Source organism: Alkalihalobacillus sp. MEB130, from assembly GCF_032335535.1.
GTDB lineage: Bacteria > Bacillota > Bacilli > Bacillales > Bacillaceae_D > Halalkalibacter.
Genome location: NZ_JAOANA010000029.1, coordinates 20,653 through 40,976 on the forward strand (window position 1 = coordinate 20,653; position 20,324 = coordinate 40,976).

General features: G+C 39.9%; 23 protein-coding genes, 10 tRNA genes and 1 rRNA gene. 32 read left to right on the forward strand and 2 right to left on the reverse strand.

The window, feature by feature from the left end:
* Window positions 1-71 precede the first annotated feature (71 nt).
* The 6 genes from N0O92_RS21095 (at window position 72) to N0O92_RS21120 (ending at window position 6,135) form a co-directional block, all read left to right on the forward strand.
* Window positions 72-1,130: an ABC transporter ATP-binding protein gene (locus N0O92_RS21095; protein WP_315616720.1), complete on the forward strand. Its 1,059-nt coding sequence runs from the start codon at window positions 72-74 to the stop codon at window positions 1,128-1,130.
* 153 nt (window positions 1,131-1,283) lie between these two features.
* Window positions 1,284-2,405 (forward strand): extracellular solute-binding protein, encoded by a 1,122-nt coding sequence (locus N0O92_RS21100; protein WP_315616722.1) that lies wholly within the window; start codon window positions 1,284-1,286, stop codon window positions 2,403-2,405.
* A gap of 36 nt (window positions 2,406-2,441) precedes the next feature.
* On the forward strand, window positions 2,442-4,127 hold the full coding sequence (locus N0O92_RS21105; protein WP_315616724.1) for an ABC transporter permease: 1,686 nt from the start codon (window positions 2,442-2,444) through the stop codon (window positions 4,125-4,127).
* 138 nt (window positions 4,128-4,265) lie between these two features.
* The gene (locus tag N0O92_RS21110) at window positions 4,266-4,589 is read left to right on the forward strand and encodes a DUF2325 domain-containing protein (protein WP_315616726.1); all 324 of its coding nucleotides are present in this window, start codon (window positions 4,266-4,268) and stop codon (window positions 4,587-4,589) included.
* A gap of 25 nt (window positions 4,590-4,614) precedes the next feature.
* Window positions 4,615-5,148, forward strand: a complete 534-nt coding sequence (locus N0O92_RS21115; protein WP_315616728.1) for a hypothetical protein — start codon at window positions 4,615-4,617, stop codon at window positions 5,146-5,148.
* A gap of 96 nt (window positions 5,149-5,244) precedes the next feature.
* A complete protein-coding gene (locus N0O92_RS21120) occupies window positions 5,245-6,135 on the forward strand; it encodes a metal ABC transporter substrate-binding protein (RefSeq protein ID WP_315616730.1) in 891 nt (296 codons plus the stop codon).
* Between the two features lie 44 nt (window positions 6,136-6,179).
* On the opposite strand, the gene N0O92_RS21125 is transcribed toward N0O92_RS21120, so the two are convergent.
* Entirely contained in the window at window positions 6,180-6,929 is a 750-nt protein-coding gene (locus N0O92_RS21125; protein WP_315616732.1) for a rhomboid family intramembrane serine protease, read from the reverse strand.
* A 196-nt stretch (window positions 6,930-7,125) separates the two neighbouring features.
* On the opposite strand from N0O92_RS21125, the gene acpS reads away from it, so the two are divergent.
* The 14 genes from acpS (at window position 7,126) to N0O92_RS21195 (ending at window position 18,202) form a co-directional block, all read left to right on the forward strand.
* Window positions 7,126-7,479: a holo-ACP synthase gene (gene acpS / locus N0O92_RS21130; RefSeq protein ID WP_315616734.1), complete on the forward strand. Its 354-nt coding sequence runs from the start codon at window positions 7,126-7,128 to the stop codon at window positions 7,477-7,479.
* 232 nt (window positions 7,480-7,711) lie between these two features.
* Complete coding sequence (locus N0O92_RS21135) at window positions 7,712-8,722, forward strand: LolA family protein (protein ID WP_315616736.1); 1,011 nt, start codon at window positions 7,712-7,714, stop codon at window positions 8,720-8,722.
* Window positions 8,723-8,832: 110 nt separating this feature from the next.
* Window positions 8,833-9,966, forward strand: a complete 1,134-nt coding sequence (alr, locus tag N0O92_RS21140; RefSeq protein ID WP_315616738.1) for an alanine racemase — start codon at window positions 8,833-8,835, stop codon at window positions 9,964-9,966.
* 187 nt (window positions 9,967-10,153) lie between these two features.
* A complete protein-coding gene (locus N0O92_RS21145) occupies window positions 10,154-10,438 on the forward strand; it encodes a CopG family ribbon-helix-helix protein (RefSeq protein WP_034631317.1) in 285 nt (94 codons plus the stop codon).
* 3 nt (window positions 10,439-10,441) lie between these two features.
* Window positions 10,442-10,792 (forward strand): type II toxin-antitoxin system PemK/MazF family toxin, encoded by a 351-nt coding sequence (locus tag N0O92_RS21150; RefSeq protein ID WP_034631315.1) that lies wholly within the window; start codon window positions 10,442-10,444, stop codon window positions 10,790-10,792.
* A 162-nt stretch (window positions 10,793-10,954) separates the two neighbouring features.
* Complete coding sequence (locus N0O92_RS21155; RefSeq protein ID WP_315616743.1) at window positions 10,955-11,773, forward strand: STAS domain-containing protein; 819 nt, start codon at window positions 10,955-10,957, stop codon at window positions 11,771-11,773.
* A gap of 16 nt (window positions 11,774-11,789) precedes the next feature.
* Entirely contained in the window at window positions 11,790-12,146 is a 357-nt protein-coding gene (locus N0O92_RS21160; RefSeq protein WP_315616745.1) for an STAS domain-containing protein, read from the forward strand.
* A 3-nt stretch (window positions 12,147-12,149) separates the two neighbouring features.
* The gene (locus tag N0O92_RS21165; RefSeq protein WP_315616747.1) at window positions 12,150-12,563 is read left to right on the forward strand and encodes an anti-sigma regulatory factor; all 414 of its coding nucleotides are present in this window, start codon (window positions 12,150-12,152) and stop codon (window positions 12,561-12,563) included.
* A 70-nt stretch (window positions 12,564-12,633) separates the two neighbouring features.
* Complete coding sequence (locus tag N0O92_RS21170) at window positions 12,634-13,647, forward strand: PP2C family protein-serine/threonine phosphatase (RefSeq protein ID WP_315616749.1); 1,014 nt, start codon at window positions 12,634-12,636, stop codon at window positions 13,645-13,647.
* 55 nt (window positions 13,648-13,702) lie between these two features.
* Entirely contained in the window at window positions 13,703-14,026 is a 324-nt protein-coding gene (locus N0O92_RS21175) for an STAS domain-containing protein (RefSeq protein ID WP_315616751.1), read from the forward strand.
* A complete protein-coding gene (rsbW, locus tag N0O92_RS21180; RefSeq protein WP_315616753.1) occupies window positions 14,023-14,508 on the forward strand; it encodes an anti-sigma B factor RsbW in 486 nt (161 codons plus the stop codon). The genes N0O92_RS21175 and rsbW overlap by 4 nt, the downstream gene beginning before the upstream one ends.
* On the forward strand, window positions 14,471-15,256 hold the full coding sequence (sigB, locus tag N0O92_RS21185) for an RNA polymerase sigma factor SigB (protein ID WP_315616754.1): 786 nt from the start codon (window positions 14,471-14,473) through the stop codon (window positions 15,254-15,256). The genes rsbW and sigB overlap by 38 nt, the downstream gene beginning before the upstream one ends.
* Window positions 15,256-15,855, forward strand: coding sequence for a SpoIIE family protein phosphatase (locus N0O92_RS21190; RefSeq protein ID WP_315616756.1), 600 nt, complete (start codon window positions 15,256-15,258; stop codon window positions 15,853-15,855). Before sigB ends, N0O92_RS21190 begins: the two co-directional genes overlap by 1 nt.
* Window positions 15,856-16,021: 166 nt before the next feature.
* On the forward strand, window positions 16,022-18,202 hold the full coding sequence (locus N0O92_RS21195) for a Tex family protein (protein ID WP_315616758.1): 2,181 nt from the start codon (window positions 16,022-16,024) through the stop codon (window positions 18,200-18,202).
* Between the two features lie 56 nt (window positions 18,203-18,258).
* Here N0O92_RS21195 and cmpA read toward each other — a convergent pair whose 3' ends face one another.
* Window positions 18,259-18,378 (reverse strand): cortex morphogenetic protein CmpA, encoded by a 120-nt coding sequence (gene cmpA / locus N0O92_RS21200; RefSeq protein ID WP_315616760.1) that lies wholly within the window; start codon window positions 18,376-18,378, stop codon window positions 18,259-18,261.
* Between the two features lie 106 nt (window positions 18,379-18,484).
* On the opposite strand from cmpA, the gene N0O92_RS21205 reads away from it, so the two are divergent.
* The 12 genes from N0O92_RS21205 to N0O92_RS21260 all read left to right on the forward strand — a co-directional run.
* The gene (locus N0O92_RS21205; protein ID WP_315616764.1) at window positions 18,485-18,934 is read left to right on the forward strand and encodes a SprT family protein; all 450 of its coding nucleotides are present in this window, start codon (window positions 18,485-18,487) and stop codon (window positions 18,932-18,934) included.
* A 124-nt stretch (window positions 18,935-19,058) separates the two neighbouring features.
* Window positions 19,059-19,133: transfer RNA gene (locus N0O92_RS21210), tRNA-Asn, on the forward strand.
* Window position 19,134: 1 nt separating this feature from the next.
* A tRNA-Ser gene (locus tag N0O92_RS21215) sits at window positions 19,135-19,225 on the forward strand.
* Between the two features lie 13 nt (window positions 19,226-19,238).
* Window positions 19,239-19,313 (forward strand) — tRNA-Glu (locus N0O92_RS21220).
* A gap of 34 nt (window positions 19,314-19,347) precedes the next feature.
* Window positions 19,348-19,423, forward strand: a tRNA-Val gene (locus N0O92_RS21225).
* 4 nt (window positions 19,424-19,427) lie between these two features.
* Window positions 19,428-19,504: transfer RNA gene (locus tag N0O92_RS21230), tRNA-Asp, on the forward strand.
* Between the two features lie 8 nt (window positions 19,505-19,512).
* Window positions 19,513-19,594, forward strand: a tRNA-Leu gene (locus N0O92_RS21235).
* A gap of 38 nt (window positions 19,595-19,632) precedes the next feature.
* A tRNA-Leu gene (locus tag N0O92_RS21240) sits at window positions 19,633-19,719 on the forward strand.
* 26 nt (window positions 19,720-19,745) lie between these two features.
* A tRNA-Pro gene (locus N0O92_RS21245) sits at window positions 19,746-19,822 on the forward strand.
* An 8-nt stretch (window positions 19,823-19,830) separates the two neighbouring features.
* Window positions 19,831-19,904 (forward strand) — tRNA-Gly (locus tag N0O92_RS21250).
* Between the two features lie 41 nt (window positions 19,905-19,945).
* Window positions 19,946-20,022: transfer RNA gene (locus tag N0O92_RS21255), tRNA-Ile, on the forward strand.
* A 195-nt stretch (window positions 20,023-20,217) separates the two neighbouring features.
* Window positions 20,218-20,324, forward strand: a 16S ribosomal RNA gene (locus tag N0O92_RS21260); the annotation flags it as partial.

Sequence of the window (20,324 nt, forward strand, 5' to 3'; positions counted from 1 at the left end):
AAAACGTATGATACACTTAACTTAAAGTGATATTCATTCTCAAGTTGGCCGGATAAATGGGGGAGGTACAGATGAGCTTTATTCAACTAAAACAACTGACAAAGCTGTATAAGAAAACAGAAACACCAGCGGTTGATACGATTGACTTAACGATTGAAAAAGGCGAAATTATCACGCTCCTAGGTCCGAGCGGATGTGGAAAAACAACGACTTTACGAATGATTGCCGGATTTGAGCAACCTACAGCAGGTTCCATTACGATTGATAACAAAGAAGTGTATAGCAATACAACGTATCTTCCTCCAGAAAAAAGAGGAATTGGTATGGTGTTCCAAGATTATGCTTTATTTCCGCATCTAACAATAGAAAAAAATGTTACGTTTGGTTTAAATAAATGGAGTAATAGAGAGAAAAAAGAAAGAGCGAAAGAAGTTCTAGAATTAGTGGGCTTAGCAGAGTATGGAAAGCGTTATCCAAATGAATTATCAGGTGGGCAACAACAACGAGTTGCTTTAGCTAGAGCGCTTGCGCCGAGACCACATGTTGTATTGATGGATGAACCGTTTAGTAATTTGGATGCAGGGTTACGTGAGAGAATGAGGTATGATGTGACCGTTATTTTGCGTAAAGCGAATACTACGGCGATTATTGTTACCCATGATCAAAAAGACGCTTTTGCTGTGTCTGATCGAGTGGTGGTCATGAATCAAGGAGTCATTCAACAGATTGCCTCTCCACGAGAAATGTATCGTTGTCCGAAAAATTGTTTTGTTGCTCAATTTGTCGGCAAAACAAATCTGTTAGAGGGAACGCTTTGCTCCGATCTTAAACATGTAGATACGTATATTGGTCGTGTGTCATTGCCCACGCAAAGTGAAAAGATGCTAGAGGAAGTACGTGTCTCTATTCGTCCGGAAGGCTGTCACTTAGCGGAAAATGGCCGATATTCGGGGAAAGTTGAGCGTGTGACTTACAGTGGAGAATACCAAGAGGTCGAAGTTCGTTTGGGGGAGCAACACGAAGCTTCACAGCCAATGGTAGTTTATGCACCCATTGAACAGGATATTGAAATTGGCTCAATCGTCTCGTTTGATATTAAGGCAGAACTTGTTGCACTTGTAGAAGCATAAAACAAAGAAGCTTATAAGGAGGTCTCATTCCTTGTAAGCTTTTTTATATTTTCTATTGACAATGATTCTCATTGTCGATATACTTGCAAATGTAAGCAAGTGATAATAAATATCAGTACTTGCTAAAACTACATAGACATTGGGGGAGCAAAGATGAACAAAGGGTTAAAGATCTTCTTGTTTGGTATTCTTGCCATGACACTATTTGTAATGGCTGCTTGTGGAGGAACAGATGAGGCGGCAGAAGAGCCTGCAACTGAGCCTGAGGAGGCAACGGAAGAGCAAACAGAAGAGGAACTTAGCGATGAAGTAGTGGAACTAGATGGACAACTTGTAGTATACTCAGCACGTAACGAAAACTTTGTACAACCTTTACTTGATAAATTTTCTGAAGAAACTGGCATTGAAGTGTTAGCGCTTCATGGAGCAGATCCACTTCAACTTCAGGAGGAATCTGGAAATGTCCAAGCTGACGTGTTTATCTCAAACGATCTTGGAGCATTGGAATTTCTAAATCAACAAGGATTACTTGAAGGATTTGAACCTGAAGGTGTAGAGTCAATTGATGCACAATACCGTGCAGATGACAATGCTTGGATTGCCCTTTCAGCAAGAGCACGTGGTTTCATCTATAATAAAGACATGATTACAGAAGAAGAGATGCCTAAAAGCATGGAAGACCTCTTTGATGCTAAATGGGCGGATGTTGAAAATGGATATGCCATTACTCGTGGTGGTAACGGTGGTATGATTGGTAACGTATCAGCACTACGTCATGAGTGGGGTGACGAGAAGACAGCTGAATGGATTGCGGCAATTAAAGACAATGCAGCTGGTATCTTTGAAGGACACGGTGATATTCGTAGAGCAGTAGGTTCAGGTGAACATGCATTTGGACTTGTTAACAACTATTATTACCATCAACAATTAGAAGAGCCAACAGATAATAATGTCGGTTTCATCTATGCTGATCAAGGTGAAGATCAAATGGGAGCTATTGCAAACGCTGCTGGAGTAGGTCTAGTTAGCGGAGGTCCTAATGAAGCAAATGCAAAAGCGTTTATTGAGTGGGTATTAAAGACTGAAAATCAACTTGCTTTTGTTGGAGAGTCATTAGAACTACCAATTAACCCAGAATTGGAACCACCTTATGAAGCTGCTATTAGTTTTAGTGAGTTGAAAATTCAAGACATGCCTCTAAAAGAGCTTGGAAATTATTTTGAAGATACAAAAGCTCTCATTGAAGAATCAGGTCTTGATCTAGATTTAAGATAGTTTGAAAAAAGAGCTTATTTTTTGGGAGAGGACAACATGGATAACAATCAAGATCGAGATAAGCAATTGAATAGTGATCCTAGTGTTGAGGTTGGGGAGAAGTCTGCCCCAACCCTTTTCCATTTTTTTCGGAAAATGTGGTTTTCTATTTGGCAAGGTAACCCTCCAGGGCCGATCTTGCTCCTTTTTGGTCTTTTTGTAGCGCTCATTATGTCTATACCGATTATATATGTGATATGGCGCTCACTCTTTGCGGGGGCCGATCGTTGGATGAGGCTTTTGGATGGGAGAATTCCACAGTTGTTATGGAATACGTTCTCATTAACTGCAGCCGTGACGGTATGTGCCGTTGCAATCGGGGTTTCTTTAGCTTGGATTGTTGTACGTACCGATTTGCCTGGACGAAAAATGTGGCAATGGCTCCTTGCTTTGCCTCTTGTTATCCCGCCATATGTTGGGGCAGTAACGTACATTATTATTTTTGGTCCAAGTGGATGGGTACGTAATATTTGGAGAGATACTCCTTGGTTAGTCCAAACATTTGGGGACTATCCTTTAAATATCTATTCTTTCTGGGGTGTATTTTTCGTCTTAACGATGTTTACCTATCCTTATGTATTTTTAATTGCTAGTGCCTCTCTTAGAAAGATGAACCGTAACTTTGAAGAGGTTGCGCGCTCGCAAGGGATGAGTACATCGAAAATCTTTTGGAAAGTAAACTTGCCGTTTTTACGTCCGGCTATTGGGGCAGGTGCGATTTTAATCTCCCTTTATGTTTTATCCGACTTTGGTGCAATTGCGATGTTGCGTTATGTGACATTTACCGCAGCTATCTATTTCCAGAGAGCTAGCTTTGATACAGCCTCTGCCTCGGTATTGAGTCTAGTATTAATCTTGCTCACTATTATGATTTTATGGATTGAAGCAAGAACGAGAAAGAAAAATAAATACTATCAAACAACGAATAGTTTTAGAGTACCCGAAACGCTGACACTAGGAAAATGGAAGCCGCTTGCGATGTTTTATGTTGGAATGGTGTTTGTTTTATCTATTTTGTTGCCAATTGTTGTCCTTGTTTACTGGTCAATTATCGGAATTGGTATGGGTGCGTTAGATGAACGGTTCTTTGGTTTTGCTTGGAATAGCATTAAAGTTTCTGGGTTTGCGGCGATTTTATGTATGGTTCTTGCCATGCCGATTATTTATCTGAAATCGCGTTACCCTTCTTTTATATCAAGTGGGATTGATCGATTAAGTTACGCTGGATATGCTCTTCCAGGTGTTATTGTTGGGTTAGGGATGATCTTCATTTTTAACAATCACATTCCGGCTTTATACAATACTTTCTATATGATCGCTCTTGCTTTTGTCGTGCGGTTCTTGCCACAAGCTATGCAAGCAGGAGAGGCTTCTCTTAGTCTCGTTTCTCCAAGAATTGATGAAGCGGCACGAAGTTTGGGATACCCGCCGTGGAAAGTGATGTTCAAGGTTATTTTGCCCTCAATTTTACCGGGGGTGTTAGCTGGAGGAGCACTCGTATTCGTTAGTTCGATTAAAGAGCTACCGGCCACATTAATGCTTAGACCTCCGGGTTTTGATACGTTGGCCGTGCGGGTGTATTTTGAAGCAACTGAAGCGATCTATCATTTAGCTGCGCCGGCAGCGTTGTTAATTATTCTTGTTTCTATTATCCCGTTGCGATATTTATTGAAAAAATATTAATTTTATGTGAAGCACATTTGCTCTTTTTAGAGTGGTGTGCTTTTTTATTTGAACGTTTTTTACCAAATATATGTTGACAATGAGAATCAATTTCAATTATTATAATGATAACAATTCTCAATATAAGGGGTGTTTCATATGTCTTCTTTATTAATCGTTGGTGCCGACCGCTTAGGATCGATTCCTAAAAAGCTTGAAGAGTTAGGATTCAATGAAATCATTCATGTGTCTGGTCGGAAAGTTCAAATGGTAAAAAAAGAAATTCCATCTCACGTTGACTTGGTTCTTGTGTTAACAGATTTTATAAATCATAATTTGACAGGGGTATTGAAAAAGAAGGCGACAGAGCAAGAGATTCCGATTTGTTATGCAAAGCGCTCGTGGTGTTCCATTTATCAAGCAATCGGGAAGTGTGACTTTGGCTGTGAGAGCGATAAATCATGTCAATTTCGGAACAATTAACGAAAAGCTAATGAGGAATCATACAGTGAAAATTACATACAACCAGATGGATGAATCGTTTCTCACTTGCCCTTATGACTATTATGACCACGAGTTGCACGAAGATGTTATCGGTACAAACTGGAAGCAAGAAGTCCAACATACAGTTAATAAGATTGTTTATGAGTTTTTCGAAACGCCATTTTCAAAGAGAACAAATGGGTATGTGATTAAAATTATTAGTGATTATTGGTGTCGGCTCGACCGAACGATCTTTGATTCTATTCAGCAATTTTTATCTATCTCTGCTGTGGTAATAGATCATTTAATGAGTTTTCTGGAAAATAATAAGCATTTTAAATTGAGTGGCGCCTTTGATCCTTATTCGATTATGGAATTACAGAATGGAAGCGAAACGGTAATCTTTGAAAAAATGCTTCTTGAAGTAGACGAACATTTATTAAAGACGTATTACGACGTGGCAAAACGTTATTATTTTACAAAACATGGTTTTTTTCCTCGCCGAATTGAGGTTGTTGATTTAATTCATGCTAAACGATATGTTCATTTTCCAACTTAGGTAAGAATATTCCCAATAAAAAAGTTCGAATCAGGAACATAAAGTTGCCCCTGTGCATATCTTTGGTAAGGTACCAAGTATAGGGGAGGAAACAACATGAAAAAGAAATTGATCTTATTTATTACGGCAGTCATGACGACCTTTGCTCTAGCTGCTTGCGGGGGTACAGATGAAAGTTCGGATGAGGGCTTAAAGATAGTAGCAAGCTTTTCCATTATTGCAGATTTAGCGGAACAGGTAGCTGGAGATCGTGCGGAGGTTGACTATTTAGTTCCGATTGGAGAAGAACCACATGAATACGAAACCGTACCAAGTGATTTCAGGAAAGTAAGCGATGCGGATGTGTTCTTTGTTAATGGATTTGGTCTTGAAGAATGGTTAGAGCGTCTTGTTCAAAACACAGGAGATGTTTCCATTGTGAATGTTTCTGATGGTGTGACTCCACTTCCGATTGCAGGAGAAGAAGGAGAAGATCCTCACGCTTGGTTAGATGTGTTAAATGTAATCAAATATGTAGAAAACATTCGAGATGATCTTATAGAACGTGACCGAGAAGGAGCGGAAGAGTACACGGCCAATGCAGATGCCTATATTGGGGAGTTAGAAGAGCTTCACGCATGGATTCAAGCGGAAGTAGAGCTTATCGATAATCGCTCAATCGCTGTAAGTGAAAATGCGTTTCAGTATTTTGGAGAACAATATGGATTTCAAACATATGGGGTTTGGGAATTAAATTCTCATGAAGAAGGGACTCCTGGCCAAATTTCTGCTCTTGTTGATACAATTATAGAGCAAAACATTCCAGCAGTCTTTGTGGAAACAACAGTGGACTCACGTTATATGGAAACAGTAGCAAATGATGCTGGAGTAGAAATTGCCGGAGAGGTATATACCGATGCGGTCGGTTTAGATGGTAGTGGTGCCGAAACATATATTAAGATGATGGAACACAATGTAAACACGTTTGTGGAAGGATTAACGAACTAAAAAATGAGGGATGACTCGATAAGAATGAGTCATCCCTTTCTATTTTATAAAATTCGTCCTAATAAACCAAATAGAACGAGAATCCCGAAACCGATCCACAGGGCTTGCTTAAGTCTTTTATTATTTCTTCTTTTCTTTTGCCATCTATTTGGATCAAAGACAGGTTCCGTGACATCAGAGAAAACTCGTTGAGCTGCATAATAGGGTCTTGCTCCAATAAGGAAAAGGGGGGCAAGGGCAGCACCTGCAATGAGTCCGAATAAATGGGCAAGAATATTAATATTTGGATTCACGAATGTCATGACTAAACCAATAACAATAATAGTCATGACTAATTGTGAATTCATACGATCAATTAAATCTTTACGGTTTAATACGATATAGACGTACATCCCTAATAAGCCGAAGATTGCACCAGAAGCACCTAAATGAGGTGGATAAGTTAACCCTCCTAGATAAAAGGTGGCGATATTGGCGATAATCCCTGTTACTAGGTAAACGAGAATGAACTTCACTTTTCCTAGCATTCTTTCAAGAGCTGGACCAAAAATCACTAAAGAAAAGGAATTGAAAATAACATGACCTGCTCCAATGTGCATGAAAATAGGGGTGATCAGGCGCCAATATTCGCCATTAGCAATAGCGAGATTGTAGCCAACGCCCATAGCTCGAATATAATTTCCAAAAGGGAGAAAGTTCATCCAAATAAATAAAATAAGATGAATGGCCACAAGAACCGTAATAATTGGATAATTTCGTCTGAATGAATAGAAGCTTTCATTTCGGATAAACATCAATACAGCCTCCTTTAATATTTGCTATTATAACAGAAAAAACAAGATGAGCTTAAGTAAAACGGGTACCAAAAAGGAGAAAGACTATTTTTAACGAAATCACTAAATGTGTACTTGCTATATAAGCCAAATGAAGGCTTTAATTTAGCCTATGTTAATTGAAAAAAGCTCATGATAAAAGAGAGTAGGGAAGAACATGATTGTTGGAATTGGAGTAGACCTGATTGAGTTAGAACGAATTGCAGAAGTGGTGAAACGGCAACCAAGATTTATAGATCGAGTGTTCACTCACTATGAAAAAAATATGCTTACTACCTACACAGGGGTAAGGAAAATGGAATTTCTTGCTGGTAGATTTGCGGCAAAAGAAGCTTTTGTGAAAGCGGCAGGAACAGGAATTTCAAAAAAATATAGTTGGCTTGACATCGAAGTGAGGAAAGAGGCCAGTGGGAAGCCAACCTTAGTCGTGGCGGGGCTTCAAGGGACCGCTCACCTGTCCATTTCACATAGCGAAAACTATGCAATTGCCCAAGTAATTATTGAAAACTAAATAGGCTAGTCTGCATAATGCTCAAGGTTGTCTCATATAGTTGTAGAGCGAATAGAAGAGGTAAACATTCAAAGATTAGGTCTATTTACCACAAGAAGTTCCTCGTTTTCTAGTGCTCGGTAAGTATACCAGTCGTATTTACGAGTTAACGAAACAGGGCAAACAGCAAGAAGTAAGCCATCTCTTGAATGCATTCGCTCTCTTCTTTCAAATGAGACAAAGGGGTGAAAGCATGAAAAAAGCAATCTGGTTCGCTACACTAGGGTTACTACTATCAATGATACTCGTAGGTTGCGGCGAAAAGACACAAGAAGACATTATGACAGATTTAGACGAGAAGCTAGAGGAGATGACTGGGTACAAAGCAAATTCAACCATGACATTGGAAACAGGGCAAGATCAGCAGACGTATGACGTGGAGGTTTGGCATCAAGCAAAAAGCTATTATCGTGTAGCTTTAGAAAATCAAAATAGAGACCAAAGCCAAATTATTCTACGTAACGATGATGGGGTTTTCGTGTTGACACCCGCTTTAAACAAAAGCTTCCGATTCCAAAGTGATTGGCCGACAAACAGCAGTCAAGTATATCTTTATGAGTCTCTTATCCAAGATATTTTGATGGATCCAGAGAGATCGTTCCAAGCAGATGAGGATTATTATGTGTTCCAAACGAATACAAACTACCAAAATAAAAACTTAAATACACAAGAGATCAAATTGAATAAGAAAGATCTTTCGCCTGCTCAGGTGAAAATCATGAACGCAGATCTTGAAGTCCTTGTTCAACTTGATTTCACAAGCTTTGAATGGAATGCAAGCTTCAATGAAGGTGACTTCGATATGGAGCGTAACATGACAGGAGCTCAGATGACAGAAGAACCTGCAATGGCGGAACCGCTAGAGCCAATGACGGTTTACTATCCAATGTATACGCCAGATGGAACTCAATTTAATGCTTCTCAAAATATCGAATCTGAAAATGGGGAGCGCGTTGTTTTACAATACAGCGGGGAGCAACCATTTACGTTAATCCAAGAACAAAGTCAAGTCGTTCCTGCTTCAACACCAATGAATGTTAGTCAAGGAGAGCCTGTAGATCTTGGATTTACGATTGGCGTTATGACGAATGAGTCATTGCAGTGGTCTTACAATGGAGTTGACTTCTTCCTTGCTTCAGAAAACTTAAGTCAAGAAGAAATGATGTCTATTGCAAGTTCTGTTTATGGCACTGAAGAAAAATAATGCAGTATTTTAGACTCAGCTATTTCAGCTGAGTCTTTTCTTTTCACAAGGGTAGTATGGTAAAATGAAGGAAACAGAGCAATGGTAGTGTGGGTACTGGAGGAGAAATGATGAGTCAGCTGTTTTATCGAGATACTTGGGCAGAGATTGATTTACGTGCAATTGCTCAAAACGTCTCTTCGATTAGCGAGCTTTACAAGAACAAGGGAGTTCATGTCATGGCTGTTGTGAAAGCGAATGGATATGGACACGGAGCGATTGAAGTAGCGAAAACTGCTTTGCAGTCAGGGGCGAGCTATTTAGCGGTAGCTTTACTAGATGAAGCCATAGAATTAAGGGACGCGGGAATAAATGCACCTATTCTCGTTTTAGGTCGTATAAGACCAGAAGACGTTCAGGTGGCAGCTCGGCTAGATATTATGGTTACGGTCTTCCAAGTGGACTGGCTAGAGCAAGCAAAAGATTTTCTTGAAAAGGAAGAACAAATTCAGCTTCATCTGAAATTTGATACGGGCATGGGGAGAATTGGTCTCCGCACAAAGGATGAGGCACAATTGCTGCTTCAATTCTTAAAAGACCACGAACAATTTCAGCTAATCGGGATTTTTACACACTTTGCTACCGCAGATGAATTAGACGTTTCGTATGTAGAGGAACAACACTCTCGCTTCAAAGAAATGTTGGAATGGGTACATGAGTGGGACATGAACGTGCCGCTCATTCATACTGGCAATAGTGCTGCTGGACTTCGTTTCCCTGAAAAGATGTTTACGTTATTTAGATTAGGCATTTCTATGTACGGACTGACTCCGTCACCAGAAATAACCGAAGAACTTCCCGTTAAATTGAAACAAGCTTTCTCATTGAAAAGTCGCCTCGTTCAGGTGAAGGAGTTACCACCTGGTGAATCAATTAGCTATGGTGCAACGTATGTAACAAAAGAAAATGAATGGATCGGCACCATTCCAATTGGTTATGCAGATGGTTGGCTAAGGTATCACAGTACAGCTGGAGGCGAAGTACTAGTTAATGGAGAAAGAGTTCCCTTTGTAGGACGCATTTGTATGGACCAATGCATGGTTAAGTTATCAGAAAAAGTGGAAACTGGAACGGTTGTAACATTGATTGGTGAAGATGGAAATGATAAAATAACAATGGATGAAGTTGCTGCAAGGCTTGGTACTATTAATTATGAAATACCTTGTGTTATAGGTGCGAGGGTTCCAAGGGTTTATGTGAAATAGTTTAAAAATAGGCTCGGATCAGAAGGGTTTATACGTTTACTTACTAAAAATACATGAATTTAGACTATCCAGTCTTTGCATTTTGATCTAGCTAATGCTATGATTAATTTTGGATATCAATTAGGAAATGTCTGTTTAATATGGTTCATATAATTAGCATAAGGTTAATGGTGGATGCTGGGGGTGGATGTTTGTGTCAGAGCAAAACACAAAGCGCATAGTAATCAATTTGCCACAACATTTGTTGAACGAGGTGGACGGTGTGATCAAAAAAGAAAACGTCAATCGTAGTGAATTTATTTCACAAGCTACAAAGATGTATCTTCGCGAACGTAAGAAACGTCAAATTCGTGAGACGATGCAACAAGGTTATATGGAAATGGCGAAAATTAACCTAAACATTGCATCAGAATCTTTTCTTGCCGAGGAGGAAGCAGAGAATACCCTCGATCGCTTAGTGAGTGGGGTGTAGCCTTTGATTGTAAAACGAGGCGACGTATACTTTGCGGATCTTTCACCTGTTGTTGGTTCAGAACAAGGGGGAGTTCGTCCTGTACTCGTCATACAAAATGATATTGGCAATCGTTTCAGCCCGACAGTAATTGTTGCTGCGATTACAGCGCAAATACAAAAGGCGAAATTACCAACCCATGTTGAAATCAACGCAAAGCGTTATGGCTTTGATCGTGATTCCGTCATTTTATTAGAGCAAGTACGAACAATTGACAAGCAAAGGCTAACTGATAAAATTACTCATTTGGATGATGATATGATGAATCGAGTGAATGATGCATTGTTTATTAGTTTAGGACTTATTGATTTTTAAGTGGGAAAACCTCGTATTGGTACGAGGTTTTTTTGTTTTTTACATCTTCGTGCTATTGTACGGAATTTGAACAAATATGTAAAAATTTCTAAACATTTATCTTTGCAACTCGTTTTTTGTCATGAAATAATAAGAATAAGGAAGTTATGGGAGGAATCTGATATGCAACCTGATATTGTTTCATTACTAAACAATCAAAGAGATGTGGTATTAGAACTTTGGGAAAAAGAGTTGGAAGTAGTTAGGGTAACTAACCGCCTTTCCTCTATTTCAGATCATGTCTATGAAAATATGAATAAAGAATTTATGCAATTTATTATGAGTCAAGTGACGACAGAACAAGCTGAGGCTAAGGAAGAACTGAGTTCTTTTGCGGAAACGTATATACAAAGTGGTTGGCCGCTTTCTTATTTTACACAAGGCTTGCAAGCTTTCCGTCGTGTTTTGTTAGCGACTTTATCGAAACATGAGTCTAATGTACAAGCTCTATTATCAACATTTAGCGAACTAGAAGAGTGGATTGATGGGATTATCAATCAACTCGTTTATGATTATACAGGCAACTGGGAAGATATTATTGAAATGCAAAAGCTTTCTCTGCTTGAATTATCAGCTCCATTAATTCCGGTACTAGAAGGAGTAACAGTTATGCCTCTAATTGGCACAATTGATACAGCAAGAGCAAAGCTGATTATGGAGAATCTGTTAGAGGGTGTCATTGAACATCGTTGTGAAGTGGTACTAATTGATATTACTGGTGTTCCTGTTGTTGATACAATGGTCGCTCATCATATTATTCAAGCTTCTGAAGCTGTCAGATTAGTAGGGGCAACATGTATTTTGGTTGGTATACGACCGGAAATAGCCCAAACGATCGTCAATTTAGGGATTGATTTAAGTAAGTTCCCGACAAAGAGTACGTTACGAAAAGGAATTGAAACAGCGCTCGAATTGACGAATAAAAAAATGATTGATTTGTAAGTTGGAGGGAATACGGATGAGAATTCCTATTTTGAAGTTACAGAAATATTTATTAATTAGTATTCAAGTGGAACTCGATGATCAAACGGCGTTGCAATTCCAAGAAGATCTATTAAACAAAATTCATGCAGAAGGTTCCCTTGGGGTTGTCATTGATTTGACGTCAGTTGATATGATTGATTCATTTATAGCAAAAGTTCTCGGAGATGTAGTAGACATGTCTAGTTTAATGGGTGCGAAAGTGGTATTAACAGGTATAAGACCTGCAGTAGCCATTACTTTAATTGATATGGGAATCAAACTTGATAATGTTCATACTGCTTTGGATTTAGAACAGGGTTTAATGAAGTTGCAGCATGAATTGGAGGGGTAAGGAATGGAAACCCAATCCTGTGTTGAAGTGAAGAATGAATGGGGAATTGTTGCAGCTAGACAAGCTGGTCGCTCCTTATCAAAAGAAATTGGTTTTGGTAGTGTAGATCAGGCTAGAATAACGACTGCGATTTCTGAGTTAGCCCGCAATATTTATCTTTATGCAAAGCGTGGACAAATTTGCATAGAAGAAGTGCAAAAACCATCCAAAATGGGAATGAGAATAGGGATCCAAATTGTTGCTCGAGATGAAGGGCCAGGAATACCTGATATTCGGCAAGTGATGGTCGATGGCTTTACGACATCTGGAGGAATGGGAGCAGGCTTGCCGGGGGTCAAACGGTTAATGGACGAGTTTGAGATTGATTCTGAATTAGGACAAGGTACGATCATTAAAACGATAAAATGGCTTAGGTAATCCTGATTATACGAGGGCATTAAAAAGGGCCGTGGTACTCTTTATACCCTCAAAACAAAGGGGGGCTTTTGTGGAACAGACTGTACAAAATTTACAAGAAACATACAAGCGAATCTTAACTACTTTTTTACGTAAAAAAAGTGAACAAGGGTTATATGAAGCGCAACAATTTAGTAAAGTTCTTCTAGAGCATCAAGTTTCACCTGAAGAATTGGTTAGTGTTCATCGAGAGGTTCTAGAGGATTTGTTTCCGGCTATTTCAGATGAAGTGTTAGGTTCCCTAGATTTATTGCTTGAGGTAATGATGGGGTATGGGTTGGCATATCGTGAACACCAAAGCTTAAGAGATAGGCAGCGTGAGTTAGAGTCAGAAATTGAGGTTGCCGCTAATATGCAGCAAACCCTTTTGCCAAATGATATACCGAGTGTTGATAGTCTTGATATAGGAGTTGTGAGTGTTCCTGCAGAAAAAATGAGTGGGGATTATTACCACTATATTATGGATGATCAACAATGTATAGGAGTGGCTATTGCTGATATTATCGGCAAAGGTGTTCCTGCTGCGCTTTGTATGTCGATGATCAAGTATGCGATGGATAGTGTACCGGAACAAAGGTTGCAACCAGCTGCGTTGTTAGAAAGTTTAAATCGAGTTGTCGAACAAAATGTTAATGACAATATGTTTATTACGATGATGTATGGGTCGTATGATTGTCGGTCTCATGAATTTCAGTATTCTGCTGCTGGTCACGAACCTGGTTTTTATTATCGAGCAGCTTTGGACCAGTTTGAAGAGTTGTATGCAAAGGGAATGGCTTTAGGTGTTTCGAAAAAGCCTGTTTTTAGAGAGTACACAAGACAAATAAATCAGGGAGATATGATTGTTTTTTTGTCTGATGGTGTGACGGAAAGTCGGATTGGAGATCATTTTATTGAGCGAGAGGAAATTACCGATCTCATTAGAAAGTATATGCATCTATCAACCCAAGAGATAGTGGATAGTGTTTATTATGATCTAGCAAAAATGCAGGATTTTGAATTAAAAGATGATTTTACCTTAATGATTATCCGTAGAAAGGTTTAACACTTTTAAATAAGGGTATAGATTTATAACAATCTTTAAATGGAAGGGGATTACTATGAATTTATCTATTCGTTCTGAGAAAAAAGTTGATATGGATGTATTATATTTAGCGGGGGAGATCGATGCATATACTGCGCCGAAGCTTCGGGAAGAACTACTTCCGTTAGCTGAATCAGGTACGGACGTTAGAATTGATCTTTCGGAAGTGCAATATATTGATAGTACAGGCCTTGGAGTGTTTATCGGTGCTTTGAAGGCTACGGATGCAAATGGTACACGTCTAACTCTCGTTGGTATGTCGCAAAGAGTACAGCGTTTGTTTACAATTACAGGCTTGGATGAAGTTATGGCAATTGAAGAAGGGGAGGGTTCAAAATGAATCAACATGAGGCAGACCACATTGTAATGAGCGTACCTGCCAAGCCAGAATACGTAGGAGTTGTTCGTTTGACTGTTTCTGGAATTGCCAATCGAGCGGGTTTTAGTTATGACGATATTGAAGACATGAAGATTGCGGTTGCAGAAGCATGTACCAACGTTGTGAACCATGCCTATGAAGATAGTGGGACGATGAGTATCTCTTATTTGTTATACGATAATCGAATTGAAATTATTGTTGCAGATAGTGGGCAAAGTTTTGATGTGGCGAAAGTGAAAGAGCATTTAGGACCTGTAGATGCGAATCGTCCAATTGGAGATTTAAAAGAGGGTGGATTAGGTTTATTCCTAATTGGCACGCTTATGGACAAAGTAGAAATAAACGATGAATCAGGCATTGTACTTGTTATGACGAAGTTCCTTCATGGGAATGAGGTGGACCAAAATGTCGATGGAATCCAACAGACACAACCTGAACAATGAACAAGTGTATCAGTGGATTAAGCATTATCAAGAGTTCGATGATGAAGAATCTCAGTTAAAGCTTGTTCAACATTATGAAGCGCTTGTTCGTTCCTTGTCTCGTAAATTCTCGAAAGGTCGAGATTATGATGAAGATATGTTCCAAGTAGGGATGGTGGGATTGCTTGCGGCGTTAAAAAGATATGATGCGCAATATGGTAAGAGTTTTGAATCGTTTGCGGTGCCGACAATTGTTGGAGAAATTAAACGCTTTATTCGGGATAAGACGTGGAGTGTTCATGTTCCGAGGCGAATTAAAGAGTTAGGTCCGAAAATTAAGAATGCAGTTGAAGCTCTTACGATCGAATGGCAAAGGTCTCCTTTAGTTCATGAGATAGCAGATTACCTTGGTGTTTCGGAAGAAGAAGTGTTAGAGACAATGGAAATGAGTAAGAGTTATCAAGCTCTTTCTGTCGACCGGTCGCTTGAAGCGGATCAAGAAGGTGGGGAGGTAACGCTTCTAGATTTAGTTGGAAATGTCGATTCTGGTTATGAAGAGGCAGATCAGAGGTTAGTGCTAGAGAAAGCTTTTGATGTTCTTGAAGAAAGAGAAAAACAAATTTTAATCTGTACGTATTTTGAGAATTATAGTCAAAAAGAAACGGGAGAAAAACTCGGAATGTCACAAATGCATGTATCTCGTTTGCAACGGCGTGCGCTTGAGAAATTAAGGGAGTCAATTAAAATTGAACCTACGGAGATCTTTTAATGCTTACTATTTATAAAGATGAAAAGGTAGAATTAGCGGCATACGAGCGAGCGAAAAAAGGCAACGATTGTAACGGAGACACTCATGTTGTCATTCAACAAGAACATTACCTAGTTTGTGCGGTTATTGATGGCTTGGGGAGTGGAGCTGGGGCGCTGAAGTCAGCATCGGCGGCTATTGATGTGATTCGGTTGCATCATGATCAATCCGTTCAGGAGATGGTTGTTCGCTGCAATGAGGCATTGAGAAACAAGCGCGGTGCTGTTTTGACTGTACTTAAAGTAGATTATGATAAACGCGTCATCCGGTACTGTAACTTTGGTAATATTAGTTTTGTGATGTATTTATCAGATGGTCAGGTCATACAGCCGATTCCGACTAGAGGTTATTTATCTGGGAGAAAACAAGTGTTAACAGAAAAGCAATTTCCGTACCTTAAGGGGAGTTTCTTTTTATTACATTCAGATGGGGTAAGGAAGAAGCCGGATAAAGAGTTATTTAAGACTCTTACTTCCCCTAAAGAGGCAGCTGATGTGTTGTTTTCTAGTGAGTGCTTTGCTGATGACGATGTGACGATGATTGTGGGTAAACTTCCATAAGAAAGAGATTCTATTGCCATAAAAGCTATCTTATTAAAAGAGATGGTGAGAATGGGTGGAATCTCTTTTTTTAGTGAGAGAGTTTGATTAGGTCATGCGTGTCTTTCTAGAATGAAGGAACGCAGTTATGCTATCATGGATATATTCTAGTTGATGAGGTGTTCGAATGAACGAAATAAAGCAGACTGAAACAGTTCAAGCTATAGCAAAAGAGTTAAATGTAAAATCATCATACATAGAGCAATTAATTACGTTAGTTGAAGAAGGCAACACAGTCCCGTTTATTGCGCGTTATCGGAAAGAAATGACCGGTGGGCTTGATGAAGTGCAAATTCGGACGATTGTGGAAAAGTGGGAGTATGCGAATCAATTATCCAATCGACAAGAGGAAGTGATTCGATTAATTGATGAGCAAGGCAAGTTAACGGATGAACTAAGTGCAAAAATAATAGCTGCAAAAAAATTACAAGAAGTAGAAGATTTGTATCGACCTTTTAAGCAAAAGAGAAGAACGAGAGCCACGGTTGCTAAGGAAAAAGGATTAGAACCGTTTGCGCTATGGTTACAGTCACTTCCAAAGACAGGATCGGTTGAAGAACAAGCGGCGAAATATCTGTCTGAAGAACATGAGTTAACAGCTGTAGAAGATGTTATTGCTGGAGCGAAGGATATTTTAGCAGAAGTGGTATCAGATGATGCGGAGATTCGTAAAGCGATTCGATTGATGGGTTTTAAAGAAGGAAAAATGAAAACGACTTTGAAAGACAAAGAAGCAGACGAAAAGCAAGTATTTGAAATGTACTATGAATATGAAGAGGCGATCAAATCCATTGTACCTCACCGTATTTTGGCGATGAATAGGGGTGAAAAGGAAGGGATTTTAAGAGTTTCATTAGTATTTCCGGTTGAGCGTATTATTACCAATATTAAGCGTTCATTTATTCGCTTCCCGAACTCGCCTACTGCTTCCATAGTTGAAGAGGCGATTGAAGACGGATATAAGCGATTGATTGAACCTTCCATAGAACGGGATATTCGCAATGAGTTAACGGAAAAAGCAGAAGAGCAAGCCATTCATATTTTTGCGGAAAATCTTCGTCATTTATTATTGCAACCACCGATGAAAGATAAAACTGTGTTAGGGGTGGACCCGGCTTACCGAACTGGTTGTAAGTTAGCTGTAGTGGATGCAACTGGGAAAGTACTTGATATCTCGGTAATTTATCCAACTCCTCCACGTAATGAAACTGAAAAAGCGATGAAAGTGGTCAAGCAATTTATTGAAAAATATGATGTGGAAATGATCGCTATCGGCAATGGAACAGCGTCTCGTGAGACAGAACAATTCATTGCTGATGTAATGAAGGAATTAACGAAGCCGGTTTATTATCTAATTGTCAATGAAGCGGGTGCAAGTGTGTATTCAGCGTCAGAGTTAGGGAGAGAGGAGTTCCCGGATCTTCAAGTAGAGGAAAGAAGTGCTGCTTCTATTGCGAGACGACTTCAAGATCCTTTAGCTGAGCTTGTGAAAATCGATCCAAAATCAGTTGGTGTAGGTCAATACCAGCATGATGTTTCTCAAAAGCGTTTAAATGAGTCATTAACCTTTGTTGTTGAGACAGTTGTTAACCAGGTGGGTGTGAATGTTAATACAGCATCAGTTTCTTTATTGCAGTATGTTGCTGGTTTATCAAAAGCGGTGGCCACAAACATTGTCAAACGTAGAGATGAAGAAGGGCGTTTCACTAATCGTAAACAGTTGAAGAAAATCCCTAGACTTGGAGCAAAGACATACGAGCAAGCTATTGGTTTCTTGCGAATTCAAGATGGGGATCAGCCGTTAGATGCAACGGCGATCCATCCAGAAAGTTACAAAGAGACAGATCGTTTGTTGAAACATATTAGTGCAACTGTTGAACAAATCGGCACAGAGCAGGTCAAAGAACAGCTTCAAGCTATTCGCATTGAAGAGTTGGCTTCGGAATTAGAGGTCGGAGTACCAACTTTAAAAGATATCATAGACAGTTTGATTCGACCTTCAAGGGATCCACGGGATGAAGTGGCAAAGCCGTTGTTGAAACAAGATGTATTGAAAATGGAAGATCTGCAACCGGGTATGGAATTACAAGGTACCGTTCGTAATGTGGTTGACTTTGGGGCTTTTGTTGATATAGGAGTAAAACAAGATGGACTTGTTCATATTTCAAAAATAACTAATCGTTTTATAAAGCATCCTCTTGAAGTTGTGGCGGTTGGCGAAATTGTTACGGTCTGGGTTGAAGAGGTAGATGTGAAAAAGGGAAGAGTTTCCTTAACGATGAAGCAGCCAGAGCTTCAAACTGTATAATACAAAAGGTGACATCGAAGTGTTTAACACTTTGATGTCACCTTTTGTGTGTGTCGTCAAAAATCTGTGTCTTCTTTCTCTTTGTAATAAAACCAACACTGGTTCAGTATTTTTATTTGATAACGGTCTTTCTGCTGATATGCTCGCTTCAACTGTTCTCTGAGCCAAGTGGGCATAAGCAAACAACTCCTTAACAACTTACTCTATTTGAATTATTATATGTAAGAGGGTTTGTCAAAGTTGAAGGATTGGTGAAGATTTATGAATGAAAACCAAGATTTAATGACAGAAGAGCAGCTGCAGGTGTTAGTTGAGCGGATTTCTCGTGAGGATTTCGGTTTGAAATTTAAACATAGGGCTATATTCAATAATCGGCTCCGTACAACGGGTGGTAGATATTTATTGCGAAGTCACAATATCGAAATTAATCCAAAGCAATATCATTTCTTTGGAGAAGAAGCTCTCATTGGTATTATCAAACATGAGCTATGTCATTATCATCTCCATATTCAGGGGAAAGGCTATAAGCATCGTGATCAGGATTTCAAAATGTTAATGCAAAAAGTAGGAGCTCCTAGGTTTTGTGATGTTGTGCCAGGTACGGTGAATATGTCTACTACGACCCATAAGTATGAGTGTCAAACGTGTCATCTTCAATATAAACGAAAAAGAAAATTAGATGTTCGTAAATATGTTTGTGGGAAGTGTAAAGGAAAACTAAAAAAAATATAAAATATAGTGTTGCAAACTAATCTAGTCCTGTGCTATATTATAGAAGTCGCTGAACGAGATGGCGATAACAAAGGTTGACACACAAAAGATTTCATATTAGAATATCTAAAGTCAGCAACAACGTTCCACAGTAGCTCAGTGGTAGAGCTATCGGCTGTTAACCGATCGGTCGTAGGTTCGAGTCCTACCTGTGGAGCCACGGAGAAGTACCCAAGTGGCTGAAGGGGCGCCCCTGCTAAGGGTGTAGGTCGTTTACGCGGCGCGAGGGTTCAAATCCCTCCTTCTCCGCCACAATATATTAGTTGGCCCGTTGGTCAAGCGGTTAAGACACCGCCCTTTCACGGCGGTAACACGGGTTCGAATCCCGTACGGGTCACCATTTTCAAAGATTAGAAGTAGATATAAAAACACATGGAGGATTAGCTCAGCTGGGAGAGCACCTGCCTTACAAGCAGGGGGTCGGCGGTTCGATCCCGTCATCCTCCACCATATTGGTCCGGTAGTTCAGTTGGTTAGAATGCCTGCCTGTCACGCAGGAGGTCGCGGGTTCGAGTCCCGTCCGGACCGCCATTACCTTTGCGGGTGTGGCGGAATTGGCAGACGCGCTAGACTTAGGATCTAGTGTCTTATGACGTGGGGGTTCGACTCCCTTCACCCGCACTTGTTTTTATTTTAAATGAATGTGTTTGGTGTATGACGCGGTTGTGGCGGAATGGCAGACGCGCTAGGTTGAGGGCCTAGTGGGGGTTGACCCCGTGGAGGTTCGAGTCCTCTCAACCGCACCAATGTATATATGAATCTAGCAAAAAAACGGGAAGTGGCTCAGCTTGGTAGAGCACCTGGTTTGGGACCAGGGGGTCGCAGGTTCAAATCCTGTCTTCCCGACCATTGTTTTTGCGGGTGTAGTTTAGTGGTAAAACCTCAGCCTTCCAAGCTGATGTCGTGAGTTCGATTCTCATCACCCGCTCCAAATTCAATATAAAAATTAAGTGCTTTTTTTATGCCTTTTTAGGGCCTGTAGCTCAGCTGGTTAGAGCGCACGCCTGATAAGCGTGAGGTCGGTGGTTCGAGTCCACTCAGGCCCACCAAAAAAAGTTCTTGACTAGTTGAAGTTAACCTAGTAATATAGGTTAGGTCGCCAATGAGCGACGAACGAGTTCTTTGAAAACTGAACAAAAGCCAAGCGAAATAGAGATACATGATATCTCGTCAATTTTTTCTCATCATTTTATTAAAAATGATGAAGTATCGTTAGCGATACATTTTGAGCTTACTCAAACACTTTTATGGAGAGTTTGATCCTGGCTCAGGACGAACGCTGGCGGCGTGCCTAATACATGCAAGTCGAGCGGACTGATTAAGAGCTTGCTCTTATGACGTTAGCGGCGGA

What these genes read in the sequence shown, in the direction of transcription:
- N0O92_RS21145 (WP_034631317.1), top strand. Translation starts at nt 10,154, where the DNA reads ATGTTTGTGTCAGAGCAAAACACAAAGCGCATAGTAATCAATTTGCCA.
- sigB (WP_315616754.1), top strand. Translation starts at nt 14,471, where the DNA reads ATGTCGATGGAATCCAACAGACACAACCTGAACAATGAACAAGTGTAT.
- cmpA (WP_315616760.1), bottom strand. Translation starts at nt 18,378, where the DNA reads ATGCCCACTTGGCTCAGAGAACAGTTGAAGCGAGCATATCAGCAGAAA.
- N0O92_RS21195 (WP_315616758.1), top strand. Translation starts at nt 16,022, where the DNA reads ATGAACGAAATAAAGCAGACTGAAACAGTTCAAGCTATAGCAAAAGAG.
- rsbW (WP_315616753.1), top strand. Translation starts at nt 14,023, where the DNA reads ATGAATCAACATGAGGCAGACCACATTGTAATGAGCGTACCTGCCAAG.
- N0O92_RS21160 (WP_315616745.1), top strand. Translation starts at nt 11,790, where the DNA reads ATGAGAATTCCTATTTTGAAGTTACAGAAATATTTATTAATTAGTATT.
- N0O92_RS21125 (WP_315616732.1), bottom strand. Translation starts at nt 6,929, where the DNA reads ATGTTTATCCGAAATGAAAGCTTCTATTCATTCAGACGAAATTATCCA.
- N0O92_RS21155 (WP_315616743.1), top strand. Translation starts at nt 10,955, where the DNA reads ATGCAACCTGATATTGTTTCATTACTAAACAATCAAAGAGATGTGGTA.
- N0O92_RS21100 (WP_315616722.1), top strand. Translation starts at nt 1,284, where the DNA reads ATGAACAAAGGGTTAAAGATCTTCTTGTTTGGTATTCTTGCCATGACA.
- N0O92_RS21105 (WP_315616724.1), top strand. Translation starts at nt 2,442, where the DNA reads ATGGATAACAATCAAGATCGAGATAAGCAATTGAATAGTGATCCTAGT.
- N0O92_RS21110 (WP_315616726.1), top strand. Translation starts at nt 4,266, where the DNA reads ATGTCTTCTTTATTAATCGTTGGTGCCGACCGCTTAGGATCGATTCCT.
- N0O92_RS21120 (WP_315616730.1), top strand. Translation starts at nt 5,245, where the DNA reads ATGAAAAAGAAATTGATCTTATTTATTACGGCAGTCATGACGACCTTT.
- N0O92_RS21205 (WP_315616764.1), top strand. Translation starts at nt 18,485, where the DNA reads ATGACAGAAGAGCAGCTGCAGGTGTTAGTTGAGCGGATTTCTCGTGAG.
- N0O92_RS21190 (WP_315616756.1), top strand. Translation starts at nt 15,256, where the DNA reads ATGCTTACTATTTATAAAGATGAAAAGGTAGAATTAGCGGCATACGAG.
- alr (WP_315616738.1), top strand. Translation starts at nt 8,833, where the DNA reads ATGAGTCAGCTGTTTTATCGAGATACTTGGGCAGAGATTGATTTACGT.
- N0O92_RS21095 (WP_315616720.1), top strand. Translation starts at nt 72, where the DNA reads ATGAGCTTTATTCAACTAAAACAACTGACAAAGCTGTATAAGAAAACA.
- acpS (WP_315616734.1), top strand. Translation starts at nt 7,126, where the DNA reads ATGATTGTTGGAATTGGAGTAGACCTGATTGAGTTAGAACGAATTGCA.
- N0O92_RS21175 (WP_315616751.1), top strand. Translation starts at nt 13,703, where the DNA reads ATGAATTTATCTATTCGTTCTGAGAAAAAAGTTGATATGGATGTATTA.
- N0O92_RS21135 (WP_315616736.1), top strand. Translation starts at nt 7,712, where the DNA reads ATGAAAAAAGCAATCTGGTTCGCTACACTAGGGTTACTACTATCAATG.
- N0O92_RS21165 (WP_315616747.1), top strand. Translation starts at nt 12,150, where the DNA reads ATGGAAACCCAATCCTGTGTTGAAGTGAAGAATGAATGGGGAATTGTT.